Source organism: Lysinibacillus sp. FW301-JW8, from assembly GCF_058788755.1.
Window position 1 is genome coordinate 16,065 of record NZ_JBYTBB010000008.1, and the last position, 17,992, is coordinate 34,056.

General features: G+C 33.4%; 16 protein-coding genes and 3 pseudogenes. 9 read left to right on the forward strand and 10 right to left on the reverse strand.

Features of this window, described 5'->3' with window-relative positions:
* Positions 1-41: 41 nt before the first annotated feature.
* The gene (locus AC3WOM_RS05100; protein ID WP_492445403.1) at positions 42-1,001 is read right to left on the reverse strand and encodes an MBL fold metallo-hydrolase; all 960 of its coding nucleotides are present in this window, start codon (positions 999-1,001) and stop codon (positions 42-44) included.
* 139 nt (positions 1,002-1,140) lie between these two features.
* On the opposite strand from AC3WOM_RS05100, the gene AC3WOM_RS05105 reads away from it, so the two are divergent.
* Together AC3WOM_RS05105 and AC3WOM_RS05110 are read left to right on the forward strand one after the other, a co-directional pair.
* The gene (locus AC3WOM_RS05105) at positions 1,141-2,628 is read left to right on the forward strand and encodes a methyl-accepting chemotaxis protein (protein WP_492445405.1); all 1,488 of its coding nucleotides are present in this window, start codon (positions 1,141-1,143) and stop codon (positions 2,626-2,628) included.
* 277 nt (positions 2,629-2,905) lie between these two features.
* Positions 2,906-3,175, forward strand: a pseudogene (locus tag AC3WOM_RS05110) (GNAT family N-acetyltransferase); the annotation flags it as partial.
* An 821-nt stretch (positions 3,176-3,996) separates the two neighbouring features.
* Here AC3WOM_RS05110 and AC3WOM_RS05115 read toward each other — a convergent pair.
* A complete protein-coding gene (locus AC3WOM_RS05115) occupies positions 3,997-4,296 on the reverse strand; it encodes a hypothetical protein (protein WP_492445407.1) in 300 nt (99 codons plus the stop codon).
* A 227-nt stretch (positions 4,297-4,523) separates the two neighbouring features.
* Complete coding sequence (locus tag AC3WOM_RS05120; protein WP_492445409.1) at positions 4,524-5,150, reverse strand: FMN-binding negative transcriptional regulator; 627 nt, start codon at positions 5,148-5,150, stop codon at positions 4,524-4,526.
* A gap of 140 nt (positions 5,151-5,290) precedes the next feature.
* Between AC3WOM_RS05120 and pdxR the strand changes: the two genes are divergently transcribed.
* Positions 5,291-6,697 (forward strand): MocR-like pyridoxine biosynthesis transcription factor PdxR, encoded by a 1,407-nt coding sequence (gene pdxR, locus AC3WOM_RS05125; protein WP_492445411.1) that lies wholly within the window; start codon positions 5,291-5,293, stop codon positions 6,695-6,697.
* A gap of 51 nt (positions 6,698-6,748) precedes the next feature.
* On the opposite strand, the gene AC3WOM_RS05130 is transcribed toward pdxR, so the two are convergent.
* A complete protein-coding gene (locus AC3WOM_RS05130) occupies positions 6,749-7,210 on the reverse strand; it encodes a GNAT family N-acetyltransferase (RefSeq protein ID WP_492445413.1) in 462 nt (153 codons plus the stop codon).
* Positions 7,211-7,465: 255 nt separating this feature from the next.
* Between AC3WOM_RS05130 and AC3WOM_RS05135 the strand changes: the two are divergent.
* Positions 7,466-8,062, forward strand: a pseudogene (locus AC3WOM_RS05135) (S66 peptidase family protein).
* Positions 8,063-8,311: 249 nt separating this feature from the next.
* Here AC3WOM_RS05135 and AC3WOM_RS05140 read toward each other — a convergent pair.
* Positions 8,312-10,018 (reverse strand): methyl-accepting chemotaxis protein, encoded by a 1,707-nt coding sequence (locus tag AC3WOM_RS05140; RefSeq protein WP_492445415.1) that lies wholly within the window; start codon positions 10,016-10,018, stop codon positions 8,312-8,314.
* A 620-nt stretch (positions 10,019-10,638) separates the two neighbouring features.
* On the opposite strand from AC3WOM_RS05140, the gene AC3WOM_RS05145 reads away from it, so the two are divergent.
* The 4 genes and pseudogenes from AC3WOM_RS05145 to AC3WOM_RS05160 all read left to right on the forward strand — a co-directional run bounded on the left by AC3WOM_RS05145 (position 10,639) and on the right by AC3WOM_RS05160 (position 12,622).
* Positions 10,639-11,007 (forward strand): DUF6713 family protein, encoded by a 369-nt coding sequence (locus tag AC3WOM_RS05145; protein ID WP_427548797.1) that lies wholly within the window; start codon positions 10,639-10,641, stop codon positions 11,005-11,007.
* 309 nt (positions 11,008-11,316) lie between these two features.
* Positions 11,317-11,658, forward strand: coding sequence for an ArsR/SmtB family transcription factor (locus AC3WOM_RS05150; RefSeq protein WP_492445417.1), 342 nt, complete (start codon positions 11,317-11,319; stop codon positions 11,656-11,658).
* A gap of 33 nt (positions 11,659-11,691) precedes the next feature.
* Positions 11,692-12,206 (forward strand): annotated as a pseudogene (locus AC3WOM_RS05155) (SRPBCC domain-containing protein).
* 35 nt (positions 12,207-12,241) lie between these two features.
* Entirely contained in the window at positions 12,242-12,622 is a 381-nt protein-coding gene (locus AC3WOM_RS05160) for a VOC family protein (RefSeq protein WP_427548803.1), read from the forward strand.
* Between the two features lie 203 nt (positions 12,623-12,825).
* Here the strand turns inward: AC3WOM_RS05160 and AC3WOM_RS05165 are convergent, their stop codons facing one another.
* A complete protein-coding gene (locus AC3WOM_RS05165; protein ID WP_492445418.1) occupies positions 12,826-13,074 on the reverse strand; it encodes a hypothetical protein in 249 nt (82 codons plus the stop codon).
* Between the two features lie 791 nt (positions 13,075-13,865).
* On the opposite strand from AC3WOM_RS05165, the gene AC3WOM_RS05170 reads away from it, so the two are divergent.
* Positions 13,866-14,609, forward strand: coding sequence for a 3'-5' exonuclease (locus AC3WOM_RS05170; RefSeq protein ID WP_492445419.1), 744 nt, complete (start codon positions 13,866-13,868; stop codon positions 14,607-14,609).
* Positions 14,610-15,013: 404 nt separating this feature from the next.
* Here AC3WOM_RS05170 and AC3WOM_RS05175 read toward each other — a convergent pair whose 3' ends face one another.
* The 4 genes from AC3WOM_RS05175 to AC3WOM_RS05190 all read right to left on the reverse strand — a co-directional run bounded on the left by AC3WOM_RS05175 (position 15,014) and on the right by AC3WOM_RS05190 (position 17,878).
* Entirely contained in the window at positions 15,014-15,667 is a 654-nt protein-coding gene (locus AC3WOM_RS05175; protein ID WP_427548662.1) for a pentapeptide repeat-containing protein, read from the reverse strand.
* A gap of 469 nt (positions 15,668-16,136) precedes the next feature.
* Positions 16,137-16,286, reverse strand: coding sequence for a YjcZ family sporulation protein (locus tag AC3WOM_RS05180; RefSeq protein ID WP_427548663.1), 150 nt, complete (start codon positions 16,284-16,286; stop codon positions 16,137-16,139).
* 378 nt (positions 16,287-16,664) lie between these two features.
* Positions 16,665-16,952, reverse strand: coding sequence for a hydrolase (locus tag AC3WOM_RS05185; protein WP_492445421.1), 288 nt, complete (start codon positions 16,950-16,952; stop codon positions 16,665-16,667).
* 416 nt (positions 16,953-17,368) lie between these two features.
* Positions 17,369-17,878 carry a DUF3231 family protein gene (locus AC3WOM_RS05190; RefSeq protein WP_427548668.1) on the reverse strand — a complete coding sequence of 170 codons (510 nt, stop codon included), beginning with the start codon at positions 17,876-17,878 and terminating at the stop codon, positions 17,369-17,371.
* Positions 17,879-17,992: the final 114 nt, after the last annotated feature.

Consider the following 17,992-nt stretch of genomic DNA (forward strand, 5'->3'; position numbering starts at 1 on the left):
AAGTTAAAGCATCGGTGAGAGATCCGATGCTTTAGCCATAATTAGGACTGTTGTGCTTTTACTTTTTCTAGGTAATCCAGAATACCCATTGAGGAAACAATTGTATCAAACGGAATTGTTTCGTAGGCTGGGTGACTTGCTGATATGCCATTTTCCTGTAAATAATTAAATAAAAGCTCTTTTAAGCGTGAATCTAAATAATGGACTTGTTCTTGGAAAATACTTGATACCTTACTTGCTTTTTCCCCTTCAGCTAGAAACAGTGGTGTCCAGTAGCGCACCTGACGATAGGCTTCCTTTGGATTTTTATATGCACCATAATGTCCGAAATACAATTCACTGGCATTCAGACTTTCATACAGCTGAATGGATTGCTCCATTGTTTCAGGATTGTACTGATTAGGAGAGGTTGATGGAATAATTAAATCAATCGCCTCACCATTCATTTCAGGATAACGGACACCAGTTGTGTCGCCTACAAACAGACCGTTTGTTGCGGAATAAAGCATGGAAACATGATGTTTTGCATGGCCCTCTGTATGATAGAAAGTTAGCTTGTGTTGCCCCAATTCTAATTCTTGCTCATGCCCAATTTCTATTATTCGACTTGCATCGATTGGGACAATTGGGTCGAAAAGACGCTCAAACTCCTCCCCATAAACACTCTTTGCACTTGCTATTAGCCGACTAGGATCAATCATATGAGATACACCTCGTGGATGTACAATGAATGTGGCATTTGGACAGCTTTGTAAAAATAGCCCCGCTCCGCCAGCATGATCTAAATGGATGTGCGTGACGATCACATAGTCGATATCCTCTAATGCTATATTTAATTCATCTAACCCCTCTAAAATATATGGCACAGACGGGCTGGCAGACGTTTCAATTAGTGCAATTTTTTCATCTATCAGCAAATAAGAGCTTGTACGCTGTTCACGATTTAAATCATGTGTATCGATACAAAAAAAATTTGGTGCTATCTGTTGGACTCTAGACAATATAATTTCTCCCTTCGGATTCAAATTTGTGCAAAATATTCTCTTATAGGAATTTTTTAGCTACAAAAAGTAGTAGTTATACTATATAATAATAGAAAACTAAACTGAATGTCCATTCATTTTTTAGGGGGATTAATTAATGGAGAAAAGGATTCGCTATGATACAAGAAAGGTCCATCGCGTTAATTTAGCTATAATTTCAATTTTAGCTATTCTAATTTGTGGACCTATGATTTTTTCAAAGGGAATTATGTTCTTATTTATTGGACTTATTGTTATTGCGTTAGCAGTAGGTAATTATTTTTTACCTATTAAAACGTATGTCAAAGGCTTTATTTTTGGCATGATTCCATCAAGTGTAGTTTTCACTTTATTTTTAATCGATAGCTTTTCATTAAATAAACATTATATTTTACTTTGTACAGTAGCCATTATTGCTCTATATTTTAAGAAGGAATTAATTGTATTCTTTGGTGTACTAACAAATATCAGTTTTGTCATCTTGTATATTGTCAATTCAAAATCCTTACTAGGGCCATTTGATGATATCATCGTTTTTATTACTCTATTAGCCATTATGAATGGCGTTATCATTGCCTTTTTTTTAATTGCCAAGTGGGGCAATGAATTGATTGAACATGCGGCAATTCAGCAAAATGAAGTAAAGGCATCCTTAGAGCAGCTACAAAAAACATTTCAGGAGGTTGAAAACAGTAGTCAAGCATTGGATGAGCATGTCACACAATTCCAACATACAATGCAGCGAATATCGACTTCAAGTAAGCAGATTCTCTTAGCTACTGAGGATATTTCTGCAAGCACTCAGCAAGAATCCTCTAGCCTACAAATGATTCACGGAACAATGAAGGAATCTGTCCATTTTGTCAACGAAACATTCTCTATTTCCAAGGAAACCGTCTCTAAATCTACAGATCTTCAAGTGGAGGTTTTAGCAGGATGGGAGAAAATGCAGGATGCAATGGCACAAATGGAAGTTATGAGTCATGCCATTGGTTCTACTGCTGAAACTGTCAATGAGTTACAGCTAAGTCTGCAAACCGTAGATAGCTTGTTACAGGGAATTCAGCATATTGCAGAGCAGACAAATCTACTGGCACTAAATGCAGCAATTGAAGCGGCAAGAGCAGGAGAGCATGGTAAAGGCTTTGCCATCGTTGCAGATGAAGTACGGAAATTAGCAGAAGAAAGTGCAGCCATTACAGTAAGCATTACGAATGTGACAAAAACATTGTTTGCAAAATCCACAGAGGCATATCAACGATCAGATGCTGGCGAAAAGGCGTTGCAGCATGGAGAGATGCTGTTACAGGATGTCAGCAAATTCTTGAATGTTTTAAAAGATTCATTTGCGATTTCGAATACGGATTTAACTAGAGGGATGACTGAATTGAGCAGTGCCATTTCACAGTTTGATAAAATACAGTATCAAATAGAAAAACTGAATGAAATGACTGAGCAAAATGCAAATTCTACTGGTGAAATTCTACATTTCGTAGAGGATGAAAACAAAATGCTGGAAATGATGACGAACACTACAAATCGTATTCAAGCATTAAGTAATACGTTAAAGTTGCTCGTTACAAACAAAGAAGAAAGGTATTTATAGAATAAAAATACACACAGGAGGATAAAAATATTTCTTCTCCTGTGTTTTTATTTGAGAAAGAGAGGATTTTTATACAAAATACCGAATGAATATTAAACGGAGACATTAGAGATACTTATGGATCAATTGATGATTCGAATTGGTACAGACGAGGTTCTGGATATCCTTGCAATGTTGAATAAGCACCTAATAGAAGATAGCAACAAGACAATCCAATGAATATGGAACAATTATAAGGGAGAATTAAAAACTTTATCAATACGAATTATTTTTATTTCTATTCGGAAATCAAGTAATTGGCTATGGATTAGTGAATCCTACTAAGAAGACCTTGTATATACAGCAATTTTTTATTTGTCGTAGCTGTAGGGGAGAGGGCTATGGCAAATTAGCATTTATGAAACTACTTGATACAGTGGAAACAGTAAATATAGATATCGAAGTTATGTATTGGAATACAAAAGGTTATTCATTTTGGCAATCATTTGGATTTAAAGAAAGAAGTATTTATATGAGATTGAGAGATGATTTAAATGAAGTAAACTGAAATCTCCTATTGTCATTTTAGAATTTCAACGATCAGAGTTTGTGATTCAAATGTCGCTACTTGTTTAATAATCTGCGAATAAGCCAATCCTGTAAGTAAAAGGAGTGGTTTGTCTGGAAAACAGATTTTTTATAGGTGTTGTAAATGGCTGTATTTTAAGTGCGATTTTGTGGATATCTATTTATGGGTGGATTCGAATAATTAAATATTTATTATAGGGTAAAATTTTAAACGAAAAGCTGCGGTTTAATGTTTAACTTTAGAGGGAATCCCTACCTTTTGTCGAATTAGCAAAGATGAAAGGGCGCCAAAGGTTTCTAAGAATACGTACTATTTTTGTAAACGTAAAGTGCCGGATTTACGTACATATTTTAATGATAATCATAAAAAAATTAAGGTGTGTTCTTTCTGCATTGAATATGCAGAGAGGAGGGCTTATTGTAAATAGTATAAATTACAAAGTTCTGGAAAAGAATCGAAATTTGTTCAGATTTTGTATAGAGCCATATGGTAATCTATTCATGTCGAGGGATGCGAAAGCAAACTAACACGCACAAATAGACCAGGCTCTCAATTTAGTAGTGCTTGGTCTTTCCTATTTTTAAATAATAACAATTTTAATGTTGAGGTCAAAGCTATACAGAAGATCACAAAGGTATTTGAAGAGATAAATTCTCCGGCGGATGTCACGGATTTTCAAAGGAATGAATAAAAAGATGTTAGCCTAAAACCTTCGCATCCTGCGAAAACGGCTAACTGACCTGCCTCATGCCACTGCCGCTTTGCTTTCGCGAAAAAAACATCTGCAGGCCTGGGCAAATTCAAACTCGGACACAATTACGCCAAGGTGAAATTGATAAATATGAAAGCAGGAAATAGACATAATCGTCTATTTCCTGCTTCATTGCTTTTAATTTAGCTTTATGTTTAGCTTTTGGAATCGAGTAAAACTGCTCGTATCGACACATTCTACATGAACAGTGAATTTTACCTTTGCTTAATGTACCACGTACTGGCATGTGATAATTTTCTCGTAAAAATACATTTTTTAAAATGAAACATTTTTTTCGAATTACTCGCTCTCTCTGATGGCGAATATAGGCTTTTGATCGATTTTTCATAAACTATCAGCTCCCTTGAGAAACCCAAGCTTATAGGGAGAGTCAAGGGATGTAATAGCACTCCCTACAAGCTCGGTATTGAGCTGAAAGTTTGGATTAATTGACGCATACCATCATTCCTTTTACAAAATTATAACAAAATTAAATTTCCAATGCATTAGTCAACTAGATAATTTTATGCAATAATGGTGAATTTTTACGCAAACTGCAATTACATGTACTAGAATCTACGAATTATGACCACGTTCTAATCTTTTCATTTCTTCTGCTATTGCGCATGCGTTCGAATCATTTTCCTCATAAAGTTGATGGATAATATTTGAATAATCTTCTTTATTCCGATTCTGGCTTAATTTATATGCAGCTTGTATTTCTTGTACTTTAATCTTGACGCCTACAATTCCTTTAAGTTCTTGTTCTAATAATTGAGGAGAAAGTGTATCCCATAATACAGGATGCTCACGATGTTTTTCATATTTCTCAAGTAAATTTGATAAATCTTTTTCGAGCTCTTTGCCTTCAAAGATTTCAGCTTTTCCATATACATGTACTGATTGGTAGTTCCATGTTGGAACATTCTCTTGTTCATACCAGGAAGAAGAGATATAGGCATGAGGCCCTTGGAACATAACTAGTACCTCATCTGTCTCTTGAAAAGTTCTCCATTGAGGATTTCCATATGCTAAATGACCTGTGAGGTAATAATCATCCCCTTGTTTGCTGAGAAGCAATGGTAAATGGGTAGCAATGGGTCTACCTTTTTTTATTGAAACTATTGTGGCAAAAGCATTTAAACGAATAAATTTTTTAATTTCCTCTACATCAGTTACTTTGTAATATTTAGGAATAAACATAGAAATCGCCCTCTCATTATTTTCTAGCGAAATGCCTTAATAATCTTTACATTTTACATCTCACAATATAGATTTAATTATAATCATTAACTGGCACCTATCAAAGTGCCAATAATGTTATTTTTAAAGGAGCCAATATAATGATTGAAATTACGCCAATTTTACATAAAGATGGTCCACTTTATCTTCAGCTATACAATTTTATAAAAAATGAAATTCAAGTAGGGAATATTCATCCAAATAGTAAATTGCCATCTCAACGAAGTTTAGCTAAGCATCTAAATATAAGTCGAAATACTGTTGACGCTGCCTATCAGCAACTGATAGCAGAGGGCTATGTTAATAGTAAAGAAAGAGATGGAATATATGTTGTGGAATTAGAGAAGGAGTTCTTTCTAAAGAGTAATCAAATTGACAATGAAATTTTGGCACCTAGCTCTAATCAAGAGTTGGAAGATGTAATAGTGAAATACGATTTTAATTATGGTGATATTAATTTAAAGGATTTTCCCTATAAAATATGGAGGAAATTAAGTTTACAAAGTTTAAATGAAGAACAAGGGTATCTATATTTGTATGGAGATCATCAAGGGGAGGCTGAATTAAGAAATTCAATCTCTCAATATCTTTATCAAGCTAGAGGCGTAAATTGTTCCCCAGACCAAATTATTGTGGGAGCTGGAGTACAATATCTCACTGGGCTCCTAGTTAATTTGATTGGAAGAGATGTTGTCTATGGCATGGAAGACCCCGGATATTATCGAGTTCGGTATTTGTTTGAGGATAGCGGTATAAGGATTCAGCCAATTCCCCTTGATGATAGTGGCATTAGCGTGCATCATCTTAGAAAAAATAAGGTAAAGGTTGTCTATGTAACACCCTCTCATCAATTTCCAACAGGAATTGTTATGCCTATTGCCAGAAGGTTGGAATTATTAGAATGGGCCAGAGAAGATAACGCATATATAATCGAGGATGATTATGATGGTGAGTTTAGATATAGTGGAAAGCCTATACCTGCTCTTCATGGATTAGATAGCTATGAAAATGTAGTGTATATGGGGACATTTTCTAAATCATTAATTCCATCAATCAAATTAAGCTATATGGTTTTACCAACGAGATTAATTAGCCTTTATAAAAAGAACAATTTCTATGTTCAAACTGTGTCAAGGCTGCATCAGCATACTTTAAGATTATTTATGGAAAGTGGACATTGGGAAAGGCATCTAAATAAATCAAGAAATATTTACAAGGGAAGACATCTTGCCTTATTAAATGCAATTCATCAAGTGATGAACGATGATGTTAAGGTATATGGCTCTGGTTCTGGTTTGCATATCCTACTTGAACCAAACAATCATATGACAGAAAAACAGCTCATTCAAACGGCTCGGGAGCTAGGTGTAATTATCTATCCTATTTCAGTTTTTTATGCCAGCCCTCAAAAAAATCAGTCAGCTAAAGTATTACTTGGTTTTGCAAATTTAGATGAAGCTTCTATCTATAGAGGGATTGAGCTTTTATATAAAGCGTGGTTTGAATAGTGGTTGGTTGTATGTTTTTGGAGCTGTAGCGAACAGCTCCTCTTACTAAATTCAAAATTCTAAACGCATGGTATGGTTCATATCTTTAAAACCATGTTTTTCATATAAAGAAATAGCACCAGTATTTTCAGCTAATACGCTGAGCTCCAAGTATTCCAAATTGCGATCTTGTGCCCAATTTTTTGCTTCTAATAGCAAAGCTGAACCAATTCCTTGATTTTGATAGGATTTTCCAACAATGACATCAGTAATAAAGGCATATTTATGTTGAACTAGACATGAATATGGAGGAGTAGTTGTTTCTTGAACAAGTAGAAAGCCGGCTACCTGAGTATTTATCTCGGCTATTAGGATATCTGATCCCTTTTCATTAATTGTATTTTTAATAAACTCGACATCTTGTTTTGCAGGCTTCAAATAGTTAGGTTGCAGGATGGACATTTCTAAAAATAGTTCTTGGTATAAAATTTCAATTTGTTGAATTTCATCTAGTGTTGCTATCTTTATCTTCATGTTATACCTCCATTGTCTTTTTGATGATAACGTCAAGTAATATTTTACATTATTGGTTGATATATAGATACAAAATTTCAATAGGAAAAATAACAACATATTACAGCTACTTTAGTAATCTCCAATATATATATAAATTTTTAGCAAATTCTATGAATGTGAATACAAGTTGATTCTATAAAAATATATTTATACTATTTTTTACTTAAAATCCAATATTTTATATTAGACTAATACGAAAACAAGGGGATACATATGATTAAATATCCATTTTTAGAAAAGGATATAACAATTGGTGTTACTGCACCTTCGTCTAGAGACCCACTGAACTGCATGAACTATTGAAAACATCATGCAATCGTTTAAAGAAGAAAGGTTATACTGTCATTTGTGGAGATACTGCTTGGACTCAAGACAAGGCAAAATCTGCATCTGCACTAAAGCGTGCTGTTTACTTGGTGGATGTATTGATACTATTAGACATTTAATTGGGACAAGATTTGGTGAGGTTCAAAACTTTAAAGAAAATTATATTAAAGATGAACCTATTTTATGGTTTCTAGAAAATTGTGAATTATCAACGACCGATTTACGTAGATTCCTTGTACAAATGAAATTGGCTGGATGGTTTACTAATTGTTCGGGTATTATGTTTGGCAGAAGCCAGGCAAATACCGCAGTAGAAAAATATACAGTTGAAGATGTTTATAAGGAGCTAGCTATGGAGCTTCAAGTACCCATAATTTATGATATTGACTGTGGACATGTTCCACCACAAATAACATAAACGGAGCATATGCAGAAGTGGAATTGTGCAGTAGGAAAGGGGGAATTTTACAATATTTTATATAATATGTGCTTTATAAATGTTGATATGAAGCGATTTCAGAGTGGTTAGCACTATACCACTTCACAAAGTAACTACACAGATGATGAATTTCTCCTAAATTTTAAGGAACAGTGAGAGCTAATGGAGAAGAAGCGGTATAGATCAAAAACAGAATCTAGCCGCTTCTTTTTATATAACTGATATTGTTATTTTGGAAAAAATGTAAAATCAAATTAAAATGTTAAAAGTGGTGTTGCCCATGATGAATTATATTAAACTCGGAATTGAGATGCCAGGTCTCTTAACTCCTCTGCCAAGTTTGCAAGTGCATTAGCAGATGATGAAATTTCCTCCATTGATGCCATTTGTTCTTCAGTTGTTGCAGACATACTCTCTGCTCCAACAGTAGTAGATTTAGTTATGGAGTGAATTGTATTCATACTACCAACAATTTCCTGAGTTCCCGCAGCCATTTCCTCGACTGCTGCTGACACTTCTTCTACCTGTGTCGTAACACTTTGAATTGTATTTTGAATTGAAGCGAAAGTTGTACGAGTATTTTCCGTTGTTTTAATCCCTTCTGTAACTTCTGATGTTACTAACTTCATTGATTCAACAGCCCTAAGCGTATCTTTCTGTGTCTCAGAAATCAACACTTCAATTTGGTTTGAAGAAACAGCGGACTGCTCTGCTAATTTTCTAACCTCATCTGCAACGACAGCAAAGCCTTTCCCATGCTCACCAGCACGTGCAGCTTCAATTGCGGCGTTCAGGGCAAGAAGATTCGTTTGTTCAGCGATTGCTGTAATTGAATCAATAATTTGACCAATTTTATTTGAACGTTGCCCTAACAAGTCCACAATTTCAGATAACCCTTCTACACGATCTGTGATGTCCATCATTTGTTGATTCATTTGATTTGCAGCATCTATACCATTTATCACGAGAGATAATGAATCCCCTGAAAGTTCGCTTACAGCTTGAGCATTTCCAGCCACTTGTTGAACACCTGTTGACAGTTCATTGACGGTATTGAATGTGTTAGAAACATTATTTAGTTGTTCTACTGATCCTTGAGCGATGGTTTCCATTGTATTTGCAACCAATTCTGTTGCTTTTGAAGTTTCTGCTGCATTAACATTCAATTCTTCAGATGCTGCAGCGACATGATTAGCAGTTTCAGTGACTTTCGTTACTGTATTATTAATATTATTTATCATTGTATTAAATGATTGGGTTAATTGACCGATTTCATCTTTTGATGAATAGGTACCCTTCACAGTCAAATCACCGTCACCAGCATTTAACATATTAGCCTGCAATTCTTTAACTGGATTTACAATTAAACGTGCAATCCATATTGCCAATGTAATAAAGAAAATAATGGCCAAAACAGAGAGAATGGTAGTAATAATCATAGTAGTGAATAGATTTTTTTCATTTTCTTTATTAAGCTTATCGGCATCCTCAGAACATAAAGTCATAAGATTGCGTGCATCACTTGCCATATTCTCACTAAAATCAGCTAAGGTTGTGATGAACATAGAGTAGGCTTCGACGTTTTGATTCTGACTAGCCAAATCAATAACTTCTGCCATAGCGTTCAAATAACCATTGACATTTAATTTAAGAGATTCTAACAGTTTTTGTTCATCTTCATTTCCATTGTAAGAGGCTTCAAATTTCTCGATTGAGTCTTTAATACTTTCAGATCTCTTTGAGATGTTTGTTTGTAGGCCAGCATTACGATTTGCATCTGTAGTAATCATGAGCTCTAAAACGAAAGAACCCATCGCACGAATGTCAGTTCGAATTTCACCGATATATTGAATTGGCAAAAGTGACTCGTTGTACATCTTGCTAGATTTATTCGCCATATCTTTTATGTAGAAAAAACCGACTCCTGAAATAATTAGCAGAAAAATAACAGCGGATGTAATAAGTGTTAGCATTTTCTTTCCAATTGATAAGTTTTTCAAAAATAAATCCTCCTATTGGCCCAACTATCTTCAAAAATTATTGTGAAAAAAAAGGTATAACTTTGAATATATTGAGTAAATCTGATTTAGTAATAATATACTACATCTAAATCTATTATAAGAGAAGAGTAAATTGCAAAATTTTTATTACGAAATTTAAGGGTTACAGGCAATCATGTTTACTGAAGGAAAGAAAACCTTAATTGAGAGAAATGAAAAACTAAACAAAATATGAACTATGTATTTCTAGGGTCGTTAGAAAACTAATAATCAAGATAGTCATACTGGTGATGTTCAGAAAGGTTGCTTCTTCGATTTAGGTAGTAAAAAACAAAATCTGGTACTTATGATGAAGAATTGAATTGAATAGGTGATTAGTAAAAATAGAGCAATTTAATATTGATTTTAATTGTAATAAAATGACTTCTATTAAGTAAAAACACTTTCTATAACATACTTAATTTTAATCGCTTAAACAAGTGATAGCTAGGCCGTAATATTTTGTGTGCTCTTTTGCTATGCCTGACTTTGTTAGTGTGACTTTATATTGCCATATTTATTATATTTTAAGAGGATAATTTTGTAGTAATATGATGATATAAAGTTGTAGGAGGTATTACATGCCTGATTTTTTGCTTGTGCTTTTTTTATTTAACCTGTCTTTATTTCTTTTGCATGAAATGGATGCCATAAGGCGCTCAGAGTGGCGATTGTTTATTGTACTTAAAGATATGGAGGATTCTAAAGCATATAAAGTTTTCACTTTTCTTCACCTTTTTTTATATGTAATCATCCTATCTTTACTTTTCAGCGAATACCAAATAATTGTATTTTGGTTTCTAGATTTATTCTTTATCATCCATGCAATCTTGCATTTATTTTTCGAGAAGCATCCTCGAAATGAATTTAAAAATACATTTTCAAGAGCCATAATTTACCCAATGGGAATTCTTGCAGTTGTACATGTCTCGTTTTTAATTAATAGTTAATATTATTTTTAAAATCACATCTAATTTGGTGTGGTTTTTTAGTTTTGAAAGGGGAGAGAGTAATTATATTTTTAATGTATATAAATTTAGTTGCTTAATTGGAAACTTATAGGCTAATGTCAATAGAAGCAATTGGCAAGCATCTGATATTAATGAGCACAGGCTAGGGTGATAGGAATCAAAAGAATTTTAATAATATTCCTTGGCGGGAATATTCCGTTTTAGGTATATTAAGTTTAACAGGTGATAATACCTGTGCTAATGTAGATGATATTATACCGGCGACTATCATATTACGAGGTGAGCGACATGTCAGGGAAAATTCCAGGCGTAGATATATCGACATTAAGCGCTTTGTCTGAAACAAATCGCATAAATATTGTCGAACTCTTGCGCCAGGGTCCTCTAACTGTGGGTGAAATTGCCGACCAGCTGGAATTAAGGCAGCCCCAAACTTCAAAGCATCTAAAGGTTCTTAGCGACAATGGGATTGTGGAGGTGCAGGCTGAAGCTAACCGTAGAATCTACAAGCTCAGGCCTGAGCCATTTCAAGAGCTGGATTCATGGATACAGTCCTTCCAGTGTGTGATGCAGGAAAGATACGATAATCTAGATGCATATTTGAAGGAATTGCAGAAAAAAGAAAAATGATAAAACCATTTCATGATTTAAGGAGGAAGTACAATGTCAAACAATCCAATGGTATCAAGAGTAGAAAACGAATGTGTGCTTATACTGGAGCGCGTTTTGATGCTCCACGCGATTTCTTATTCAAAATGTTTAAAGAACCAGAGCATCTGAAACGTTGGTGGGGGCCAAAGGGATGGGAGATTCCAGTTTGCACCGTTGATTTCCATCCAGGAGGCATTTGGCACTACTGCATGAAATGTGTAGATCCAAACCAAGGTCAATTTTTTGGTATGGAATCATGGGGCAAAGGGATTTATAAGGAGATTATAGAGCCAGAGATAATTAGCTATACTGATTATTTTTCAGATGCTGAAGGAAGTTTGAATGACTCCTTGCCAGCAACCGAGATGACATTGGAATTCATCGATTTTAATGGAAAGACTAAGCTGATAAACCGTGCAGAATACGTGTCCGCCGAGGCACTTAAGACAGTTATGGATATGGGCATGTTACAAGGGATTACAGAAACTTGGGATCGATTGGATGAGTTTGTTCAGTCACTGAAGTAAATTATAATAAAGCTTTTTAGGGAGTGTAAAAATCAATGATTAGTAAAGTTGGTCAAATCATGTTGTATGTTAATAACCAAAATGAAGCAAGAGAGTTTTGGACAGAAAAAGTAGGATTTAGTGTAATTTCAGAGGAAGATAACGGTCAAGGAATGAGCTGGATTGAAATTGCTCCGAATATAGAGGCTGAAACAAAAATTATTCTTCATAATAAGGAACTAATCGCTAAAATGCAGCCTGAATTAAATTTGGGTACACCTTCTTTAATGTTTTACTCAAAAGATTTCGATAAATTATATAGCGATTTTTTAAACAAAAATGTTATTGTCGGAGATATTGTAAATATGCCTTCAGGTAGAATATTTAATTTTGCAGATAATGAAAATAACTACTATGCAGTAATGGAAACAAAATAAATAGAAGCATTTTACGAGGGGCTGTCACAAATCTATTTGAAGTAAAATTACATGAAATTGAAAAGGTAGAGACGCTGATTCTGCAACGTTTCTGCCTTTCACTTTTTATTCATTTTGGGTTAAAAAGCCCCTTTAGAAAATTGACGATCATCAAAGATTAAAAAAGGAAACCCCTATTCTCTGGTTTCCTTTTGATAGATATTTTAAGCAAAGCAAGCAAGAGTAGTTTTATCACTATTAGGTGTACTAATACCAAGGAGCCAATCATCAAACAACGCTAAGTGTTTAGCTAAAACAATATTAGAATATCTACTCCATAATTCTTTTGTAAATCTAATGTGGGTTTCGTTTACAGTAAAATCAACCTGTCTTACGGTATTTTTACCATCACTATAAAGCATTGTAACAGAATTTGAATAAATGCAAAATTCAATTTCTTCATCATTGCACATTATGACATTTTGAGCTTCTGTATTGTCTCTATTTGATCTTGAAGAGGCAGCTTCTGCTAAAGGTTGTAAACTAGCTTTAATTTTCTCTTTATCTTTTTCTGTGATCCCATCATATAAATTACTAATTTCATCGATGGCTGTCTTTCAGTTAGAAGTTCGTTTCGTGTATTTTTTTTCATAGTTGCTTTTTAAGTGCATTTAAAGGATTTTGCAGTACCTTCGTAATATATTGGTTGTATGCAGCAACTCTTGCTTTTTTAGTTTCATCATTTTATTGGTCAGAGGAGGTAAAAAAATTCAGGGAAAAAATTTTAAAATCTTGTACAGAGAATTAAGTACAGGTGTTAAGTAACCCCTGAAAGTTGAATGCAATGGAACAACTGCACGATTTTATGTTAGTTTTATAAATGAAGAGGTATTTGTATCAACTTAACAATTTAACTAAACAAACTTCAATAACTAGTAAAATCAAAGCAGTTTAGTCTCGGATTACAAAATCTTGCAAGTTGAATTAGATGAAATTGTTAAAGATGATAAATCAACGTTTAACCTTATGCTACGAATTCAACAATGGGAGGAATAAAAAGGAGTTTATCAGAACGAAGTTAGAAAATACTTCAACTTCGTCACTTTACATAATTAGGTACTATAGAACAAAAACCAACGTGTTATCACATATTTGAGCAATAAAACTGGTTCCTGCTCTTTAAATAAGTTTAGTCAATAACTGCTTCTTCTGTTGAGAATTTTAAGAGGAGGAATTGTTAAAGTATATGAAAAGGGGATAATAAATGCACTTTATTGTAATAGATTTGGAAGCAACAGTAAAAAGAAATAGAGATGAGCCTGTTTATCTAACTGAAATAGGTGCTATCAAAATTAATTCATCTGGTAATTTAGTTAGTAAATTTCACTCTTATATTAAACCTACGAATAACCGCTATATCAAAGATGTGAAAATAGATAACAAAATCACTACAAGAAAAGCAGATTTGAAGAATGCACAAGAAGTTAAAATTGTTATGGGTAAATTTCAAAAATGGATATCTAAGGGAGACTATGTATTGGTGTTCTGGTCATATTCCGACTTGTATTTATTAATGAATCAATTTTTAAATAGACGATTCGATTTGTCTTGGTTAAAAAATTATTGTGATTTACAAGAAAATTTCACTGCATTTATAAATGAAAAAAATCCAATATCTTTAAAGAGGGCCATAGATTATGTTGATTTAGGCTTTGTTGGTGAACAACATAATGCTCTGAATGATGCTTATAATACCGCTAGAATTTTAAACTTTTTATTCAACAAATCTGCGTATATTAAATTTGATCAAAATCCTTTTGATAAGTTAATTTGTCATCTATATAAAATATGCAAAAAGTGCAATGAAACTAAATATTATTTAAAATTTTCTAAGAATAATAATGATCAATATAAAAACATATGCCTAGAATGTGCAAGTGAAAAAAATAAATTGAAGAATGAGAGAAGAGCTTTAAGAAGGATAGAGAGTGTCAATCTTTCTGAATAACGACGCAATAAGTGGATATGGAGCGGCACATAAAAAGCTGTAAACTCTTTAGTATTTCTGGATTTTGAAGACTGGAGCTAGTTGTCATAACCACTCCGCTTCTATTTTTAGTTCTCCACTGGGGAATATTAAAGCACTACTTGCTAAATTCCCAAAATCTAAATCTATTAATGATTTGAAACTGTACAATTCCTTACATTTTATTATGTAAGAAAATTTAATTTTATGTAAGTAATACACCTTATTTCCTTTAGTTTCCTGTTATTTTAGTGTTAAAACGACGTAATGATTTGAATGCTACCTATCCTTATAGGGAACAAACATTTACTACAATATATGGATGTATCGAAAGGAATTATTCAGTAAAAAAGCTGATTAGAATATTCCAATCAGCTTCTGCTTTTTTAATTTAATGTCTTTACCCTCAATCCCAACAAAGAAGCAAAGCCAATAGCTTGTTCAGTGGAAACTTCACATCCATTCAAACTTTCTGGGGTTACATTAAGTCTTTCAAAATTACATGTACTAATATCAATTCCTTTTAAAGAAGTTTGAGAAAAATCTACATCATTAATATCATTTTCATAAAATTTCACCTTATTTAGTGAACAATCATAAAAATTCGCACCATGTAGAATTGAGTTATCAAATATTACTTGTTTGAAACGAGTTTCAGAAAAATTGCATAGACTTGCAATACAATTTTCAAAAGAAACGTTTCCAAGATTAGCTTCAGAAAAATCTGACCCTAATAATTTACAGTTTTTGAAATTGACTCTATGTATAATGCCTTCACTTAAGTTTGAATTAGATAAATCGCAGTTTTCAAAAATTACATCAGTTAAATCAATTTTTCTAAAAGAAACATCAATGAATTTTGCATTTTTAAAAATAACTTTAGATACAATTAATTTTTCAACAACCTCTTTATCAATTACTGTATCAGCAATAATACAATTTGATAAATATGGGTCTTCATCATAAAAAATATCTTGAAAATTAGCTTTTTCTAGATCTGAGAGGATTTTTGGTAATTCAATTTTGAAACTTTGTGACATATTAGCACACCCTTCAAAAAGTTTGTAATATCTATACATAAATTTAAAGTAAAAAAATAAAATGAAAAGACTTTCATATTAAGTAAAAGTATGCGCAAATCTAAAATTCCATCACGTTCCTGCAATATGAGAATTATATTCAGGAAAGTAGGTGATTTATCATATCTAAGTTTAGATTTCACAGGGGTTTTTTAGAAGAAAGCCTAAAGACTGAGGTAGAAGTTGAGATTATCAAATTGCTCCATGAAGTAATTCGCAACCAATTTCAAGATTACTCCATTTCTGAATCTGCTCTAATTATCGAATTTTATGGATTTGACCACAGAATTGTCAAAGAGTTGTATTCTATAAAAATATACAGAGTTGGAATAGTCGAGTTTATAGATTCTGAATTCATTATTTAAGCGATCTGAGGAAAGACACTATAAAAGGGTCACCAGGCTGGGAAGTGACCCTAAAATCGAAAATTTTAATATCCTGTATTCATGAATGTAGCACCGACAATAATTAAAAGTATAAATAGTACAACAATTAACGCAAATGCTGAACCATTACCATAACCGCCGCCGTTATTGCCGCAGTTATTAATGCCACCAACATTTCCACCATAGTATCCCATAAAGTATCCCTCCTTTCTATAATATATAATATGTTAGTTGTATAGAAGGAGTAGGGTGTTAAACCATTCAGCTATAGGCATAAAAAAATATATTTTTGTTAGATAAGACAATAAAAAAAGGTCACTTGGGATAGGAGTGACCTTTAGTAAATAATTCAGGAGGTGTAAGGCTAAATTAGCTTTACCTTACTATTATTATGATGTGATAGCTATATTTGTATAGTGAATTGCCTGTGAAATAGATTTAAAAATAAAAAAGTCGTAGCTTCGTCGTACGCTACAGGAGACTAATGAACAATATAAGTATCAGAACTATTAATAGGGTCACTTAGACGAAAGTGACCCTGTAAAGCAGAGCCAGGAGAACCCTTTTATAACTTAGTCTGCTTCTATTCTGATAGCTTGAATATCTTGACAGTCCACAATAATTGTTGAACCAGGCTCTGTCGTTGGATCATTAAAGAATGCACAACAATCTTTCGGGTCAAAGGTAATAAAAACAACATCTTCTATAATCTGACCGCCAAATAAGAAAAGGTCAACTTCAGTCTGAGTTTGTAAGCGTCTTAATTGATTACAAACACAACCTTTACAGCGATGGTGATCTTTCTCGTGATGGTTTTCCTTTTCATCACAAGAAAAACATTTTTTGGTGAGCATTAACATTTCTGTTAATGCTCATTTTCAAGACCTCCTCTCTAGTGTATTAAGGTAGTACTAACCTTACACTAGTAATTTATGATTTGAAAATGAGAATGGATTGGCGATTTGGCTATTAAACATTAAACTTATTTTTCCAAAAAAACTAATAAAGGGTCACTTGGGTGGAAGTGACCCTTAGTAACAAATCAGGAGGTACTAAGTTAAACTTGTTTAGCTTAACACTACTATTTATATGCTTAGTTAACTTGGGTTATATAGTTCATGGCCTTTAAAAATAAAAAAGCTGCGACGGTCAACCAACGCCACAGCCGATATAAAGTGCGTGCGATACACTCAAAATTATTGTGTGTAAAATAAGGTTCTCTATAAAAAAAGCCCCAGTTGTATACTAGGGAGACAGTTTGTCAGGTAAATTATTTTTACTTTTCTGGATAATCTACATGTAATGGTGGTGGAACTAACCAACCTTTATTTTTATTAAGACGTAGTAGTTTAGCACCTAGTAGAGCTTTTGCTGTATGGAATTGACCATACATTAATGCGATATCTTCTCGAGTAGAAGTGCCCATCGCTTGACTACATGCAACTAATCCAGCAGCCAGATCGGCAGTCAGAGCGGCGCTGATTTCTGGATCGTTAAACTTTGCTCCTGGAGGGATATCTTCCAATCTTGCTACAGGTCTTTCAGGAGAAGCAGGTGGTAAAGCAACGCCATTCGTTTTTAGAATTTTTTCTAATTGTTTTACTTCATCCCTACATGTTTCGATGATATCTTCAATAATTTTTTTTAGATCTTCATCACCAGCGTGATTATAAAACGTTTGATAGCCAGAAATCATACCATAGTCTACAACTAAACTTGACCAAACGCTAAATACTTCACCGTAATGCAATGGTTCGTCTTTTGGATTACCACCAAGAATACCCATATCTACACTTCCTTTTCTTGTTTTTCGCCATTAAAGCAAAGTTAGTATGGATGTAATTAAAAAATTGATACACAAAATGTAATATTGTTGAACAATATGAGGATTCGAAAGAAA

Bases quoted from the DNA above. Each gene is read 5' to 3' on its own strand.
- AC3WOM_RS05105 (WP_492445405.1), top strand. From the start codon at position 1,141: ATGGAGAAAAGGATTCGCTATGATACAAGAAAGGTCCATCGCGTTAAT.
- AC3WOM_RS05115 (WP_492445407.1), bottom strand. From the start codon at position 4,296: ATGAAAAATCGATCAAAAGCCTATATTCGCCATCAGAGAGAGCGAGTA.
- AC3WOM_RS05120 (WP_492445409.1), bottom strand. From the start codon at position 5,150: ATGTTTATTCCTAAATATTACAAAGTAACTGATGTAGAGGAAATTAAA.
- pdxR (WP_492445411.1), top strand. From the start codon at position 5,291: ATGATTGAAATTACGCCAATTTTACATAAAGATGGTCCACTTTATCTT.
- AC3WOM_RS05130 (WP_492445413.1), bottom strand. From the start codon at position 7,210: ATGAAGATAAAGATAGCAACACTAGATGAAATTCAACAAATTGAAATT.
- AC3WOM_RS05145 (WP_427548797.1), top strand. From the start codon at position 10,639: ATGCCTGATTTTTTGCTTGTGCTTTTTTTATTTAACCTGTCTTTATTT.
- AC3WOM_RS05150 (WP_492445417.1), top strand. From the start codon at position 11,317: ATGTCAGGGAAAATTCCAGGCGTAGATATATCGACATTAAGCGCTTTG.
- AC3WOM_RS05160 (WP_427548803.1), top strand. From the start codon at position 12,242: ATGATTAGTAAAGTTGGTCAAATCATGTTGTATGTTAATAACCAAAAT.
- AC3WOM_RS05165 (WP_492445418.1), bottom strand. From the start codon at position 13,074: ATGTGCAATGATGAAGAAATTGAATTTTGCATTTATTCAAATTCTGTT.
- AC3WOM_RS05170 (WP_492445419.1), top strand. From the start codon at position 13,866: ATGCACTTTATTGTAATAGATTTGGAAGCAACAGTAAAAAGAAATAGA.
- AC3WOM_RS05175 (WP_427548662.1), bottom strand. From the start codon at position 15,667: ATGTCACAAAGTTTCAAAATTGAATTACCAAAAATCCTCTCAGATCTA.
- AC3WOM_RS05180 (WP_427548663.1), bottom strand. From the start codon at position 16,286: ATGGGATACTATGGTGGAAATGTTGGTGGCATTAATAACTGCGGCAAT.
- AC3WOM_RS05185 (WP_492445421.1), bottom strand. From the start codon at position 16,952: ATGTTAATGCTCACCAAAAAATGTTTTTCTTGTGATGAAAAGGAAAAC.
- AC3WOM_RS05190 (WP_427548668.1), bottom strand. From the start codon at position 17,878: ATGGGTATTCTTGGTGGTAATCCAAAAGACGAACCATTGCATTACGGT.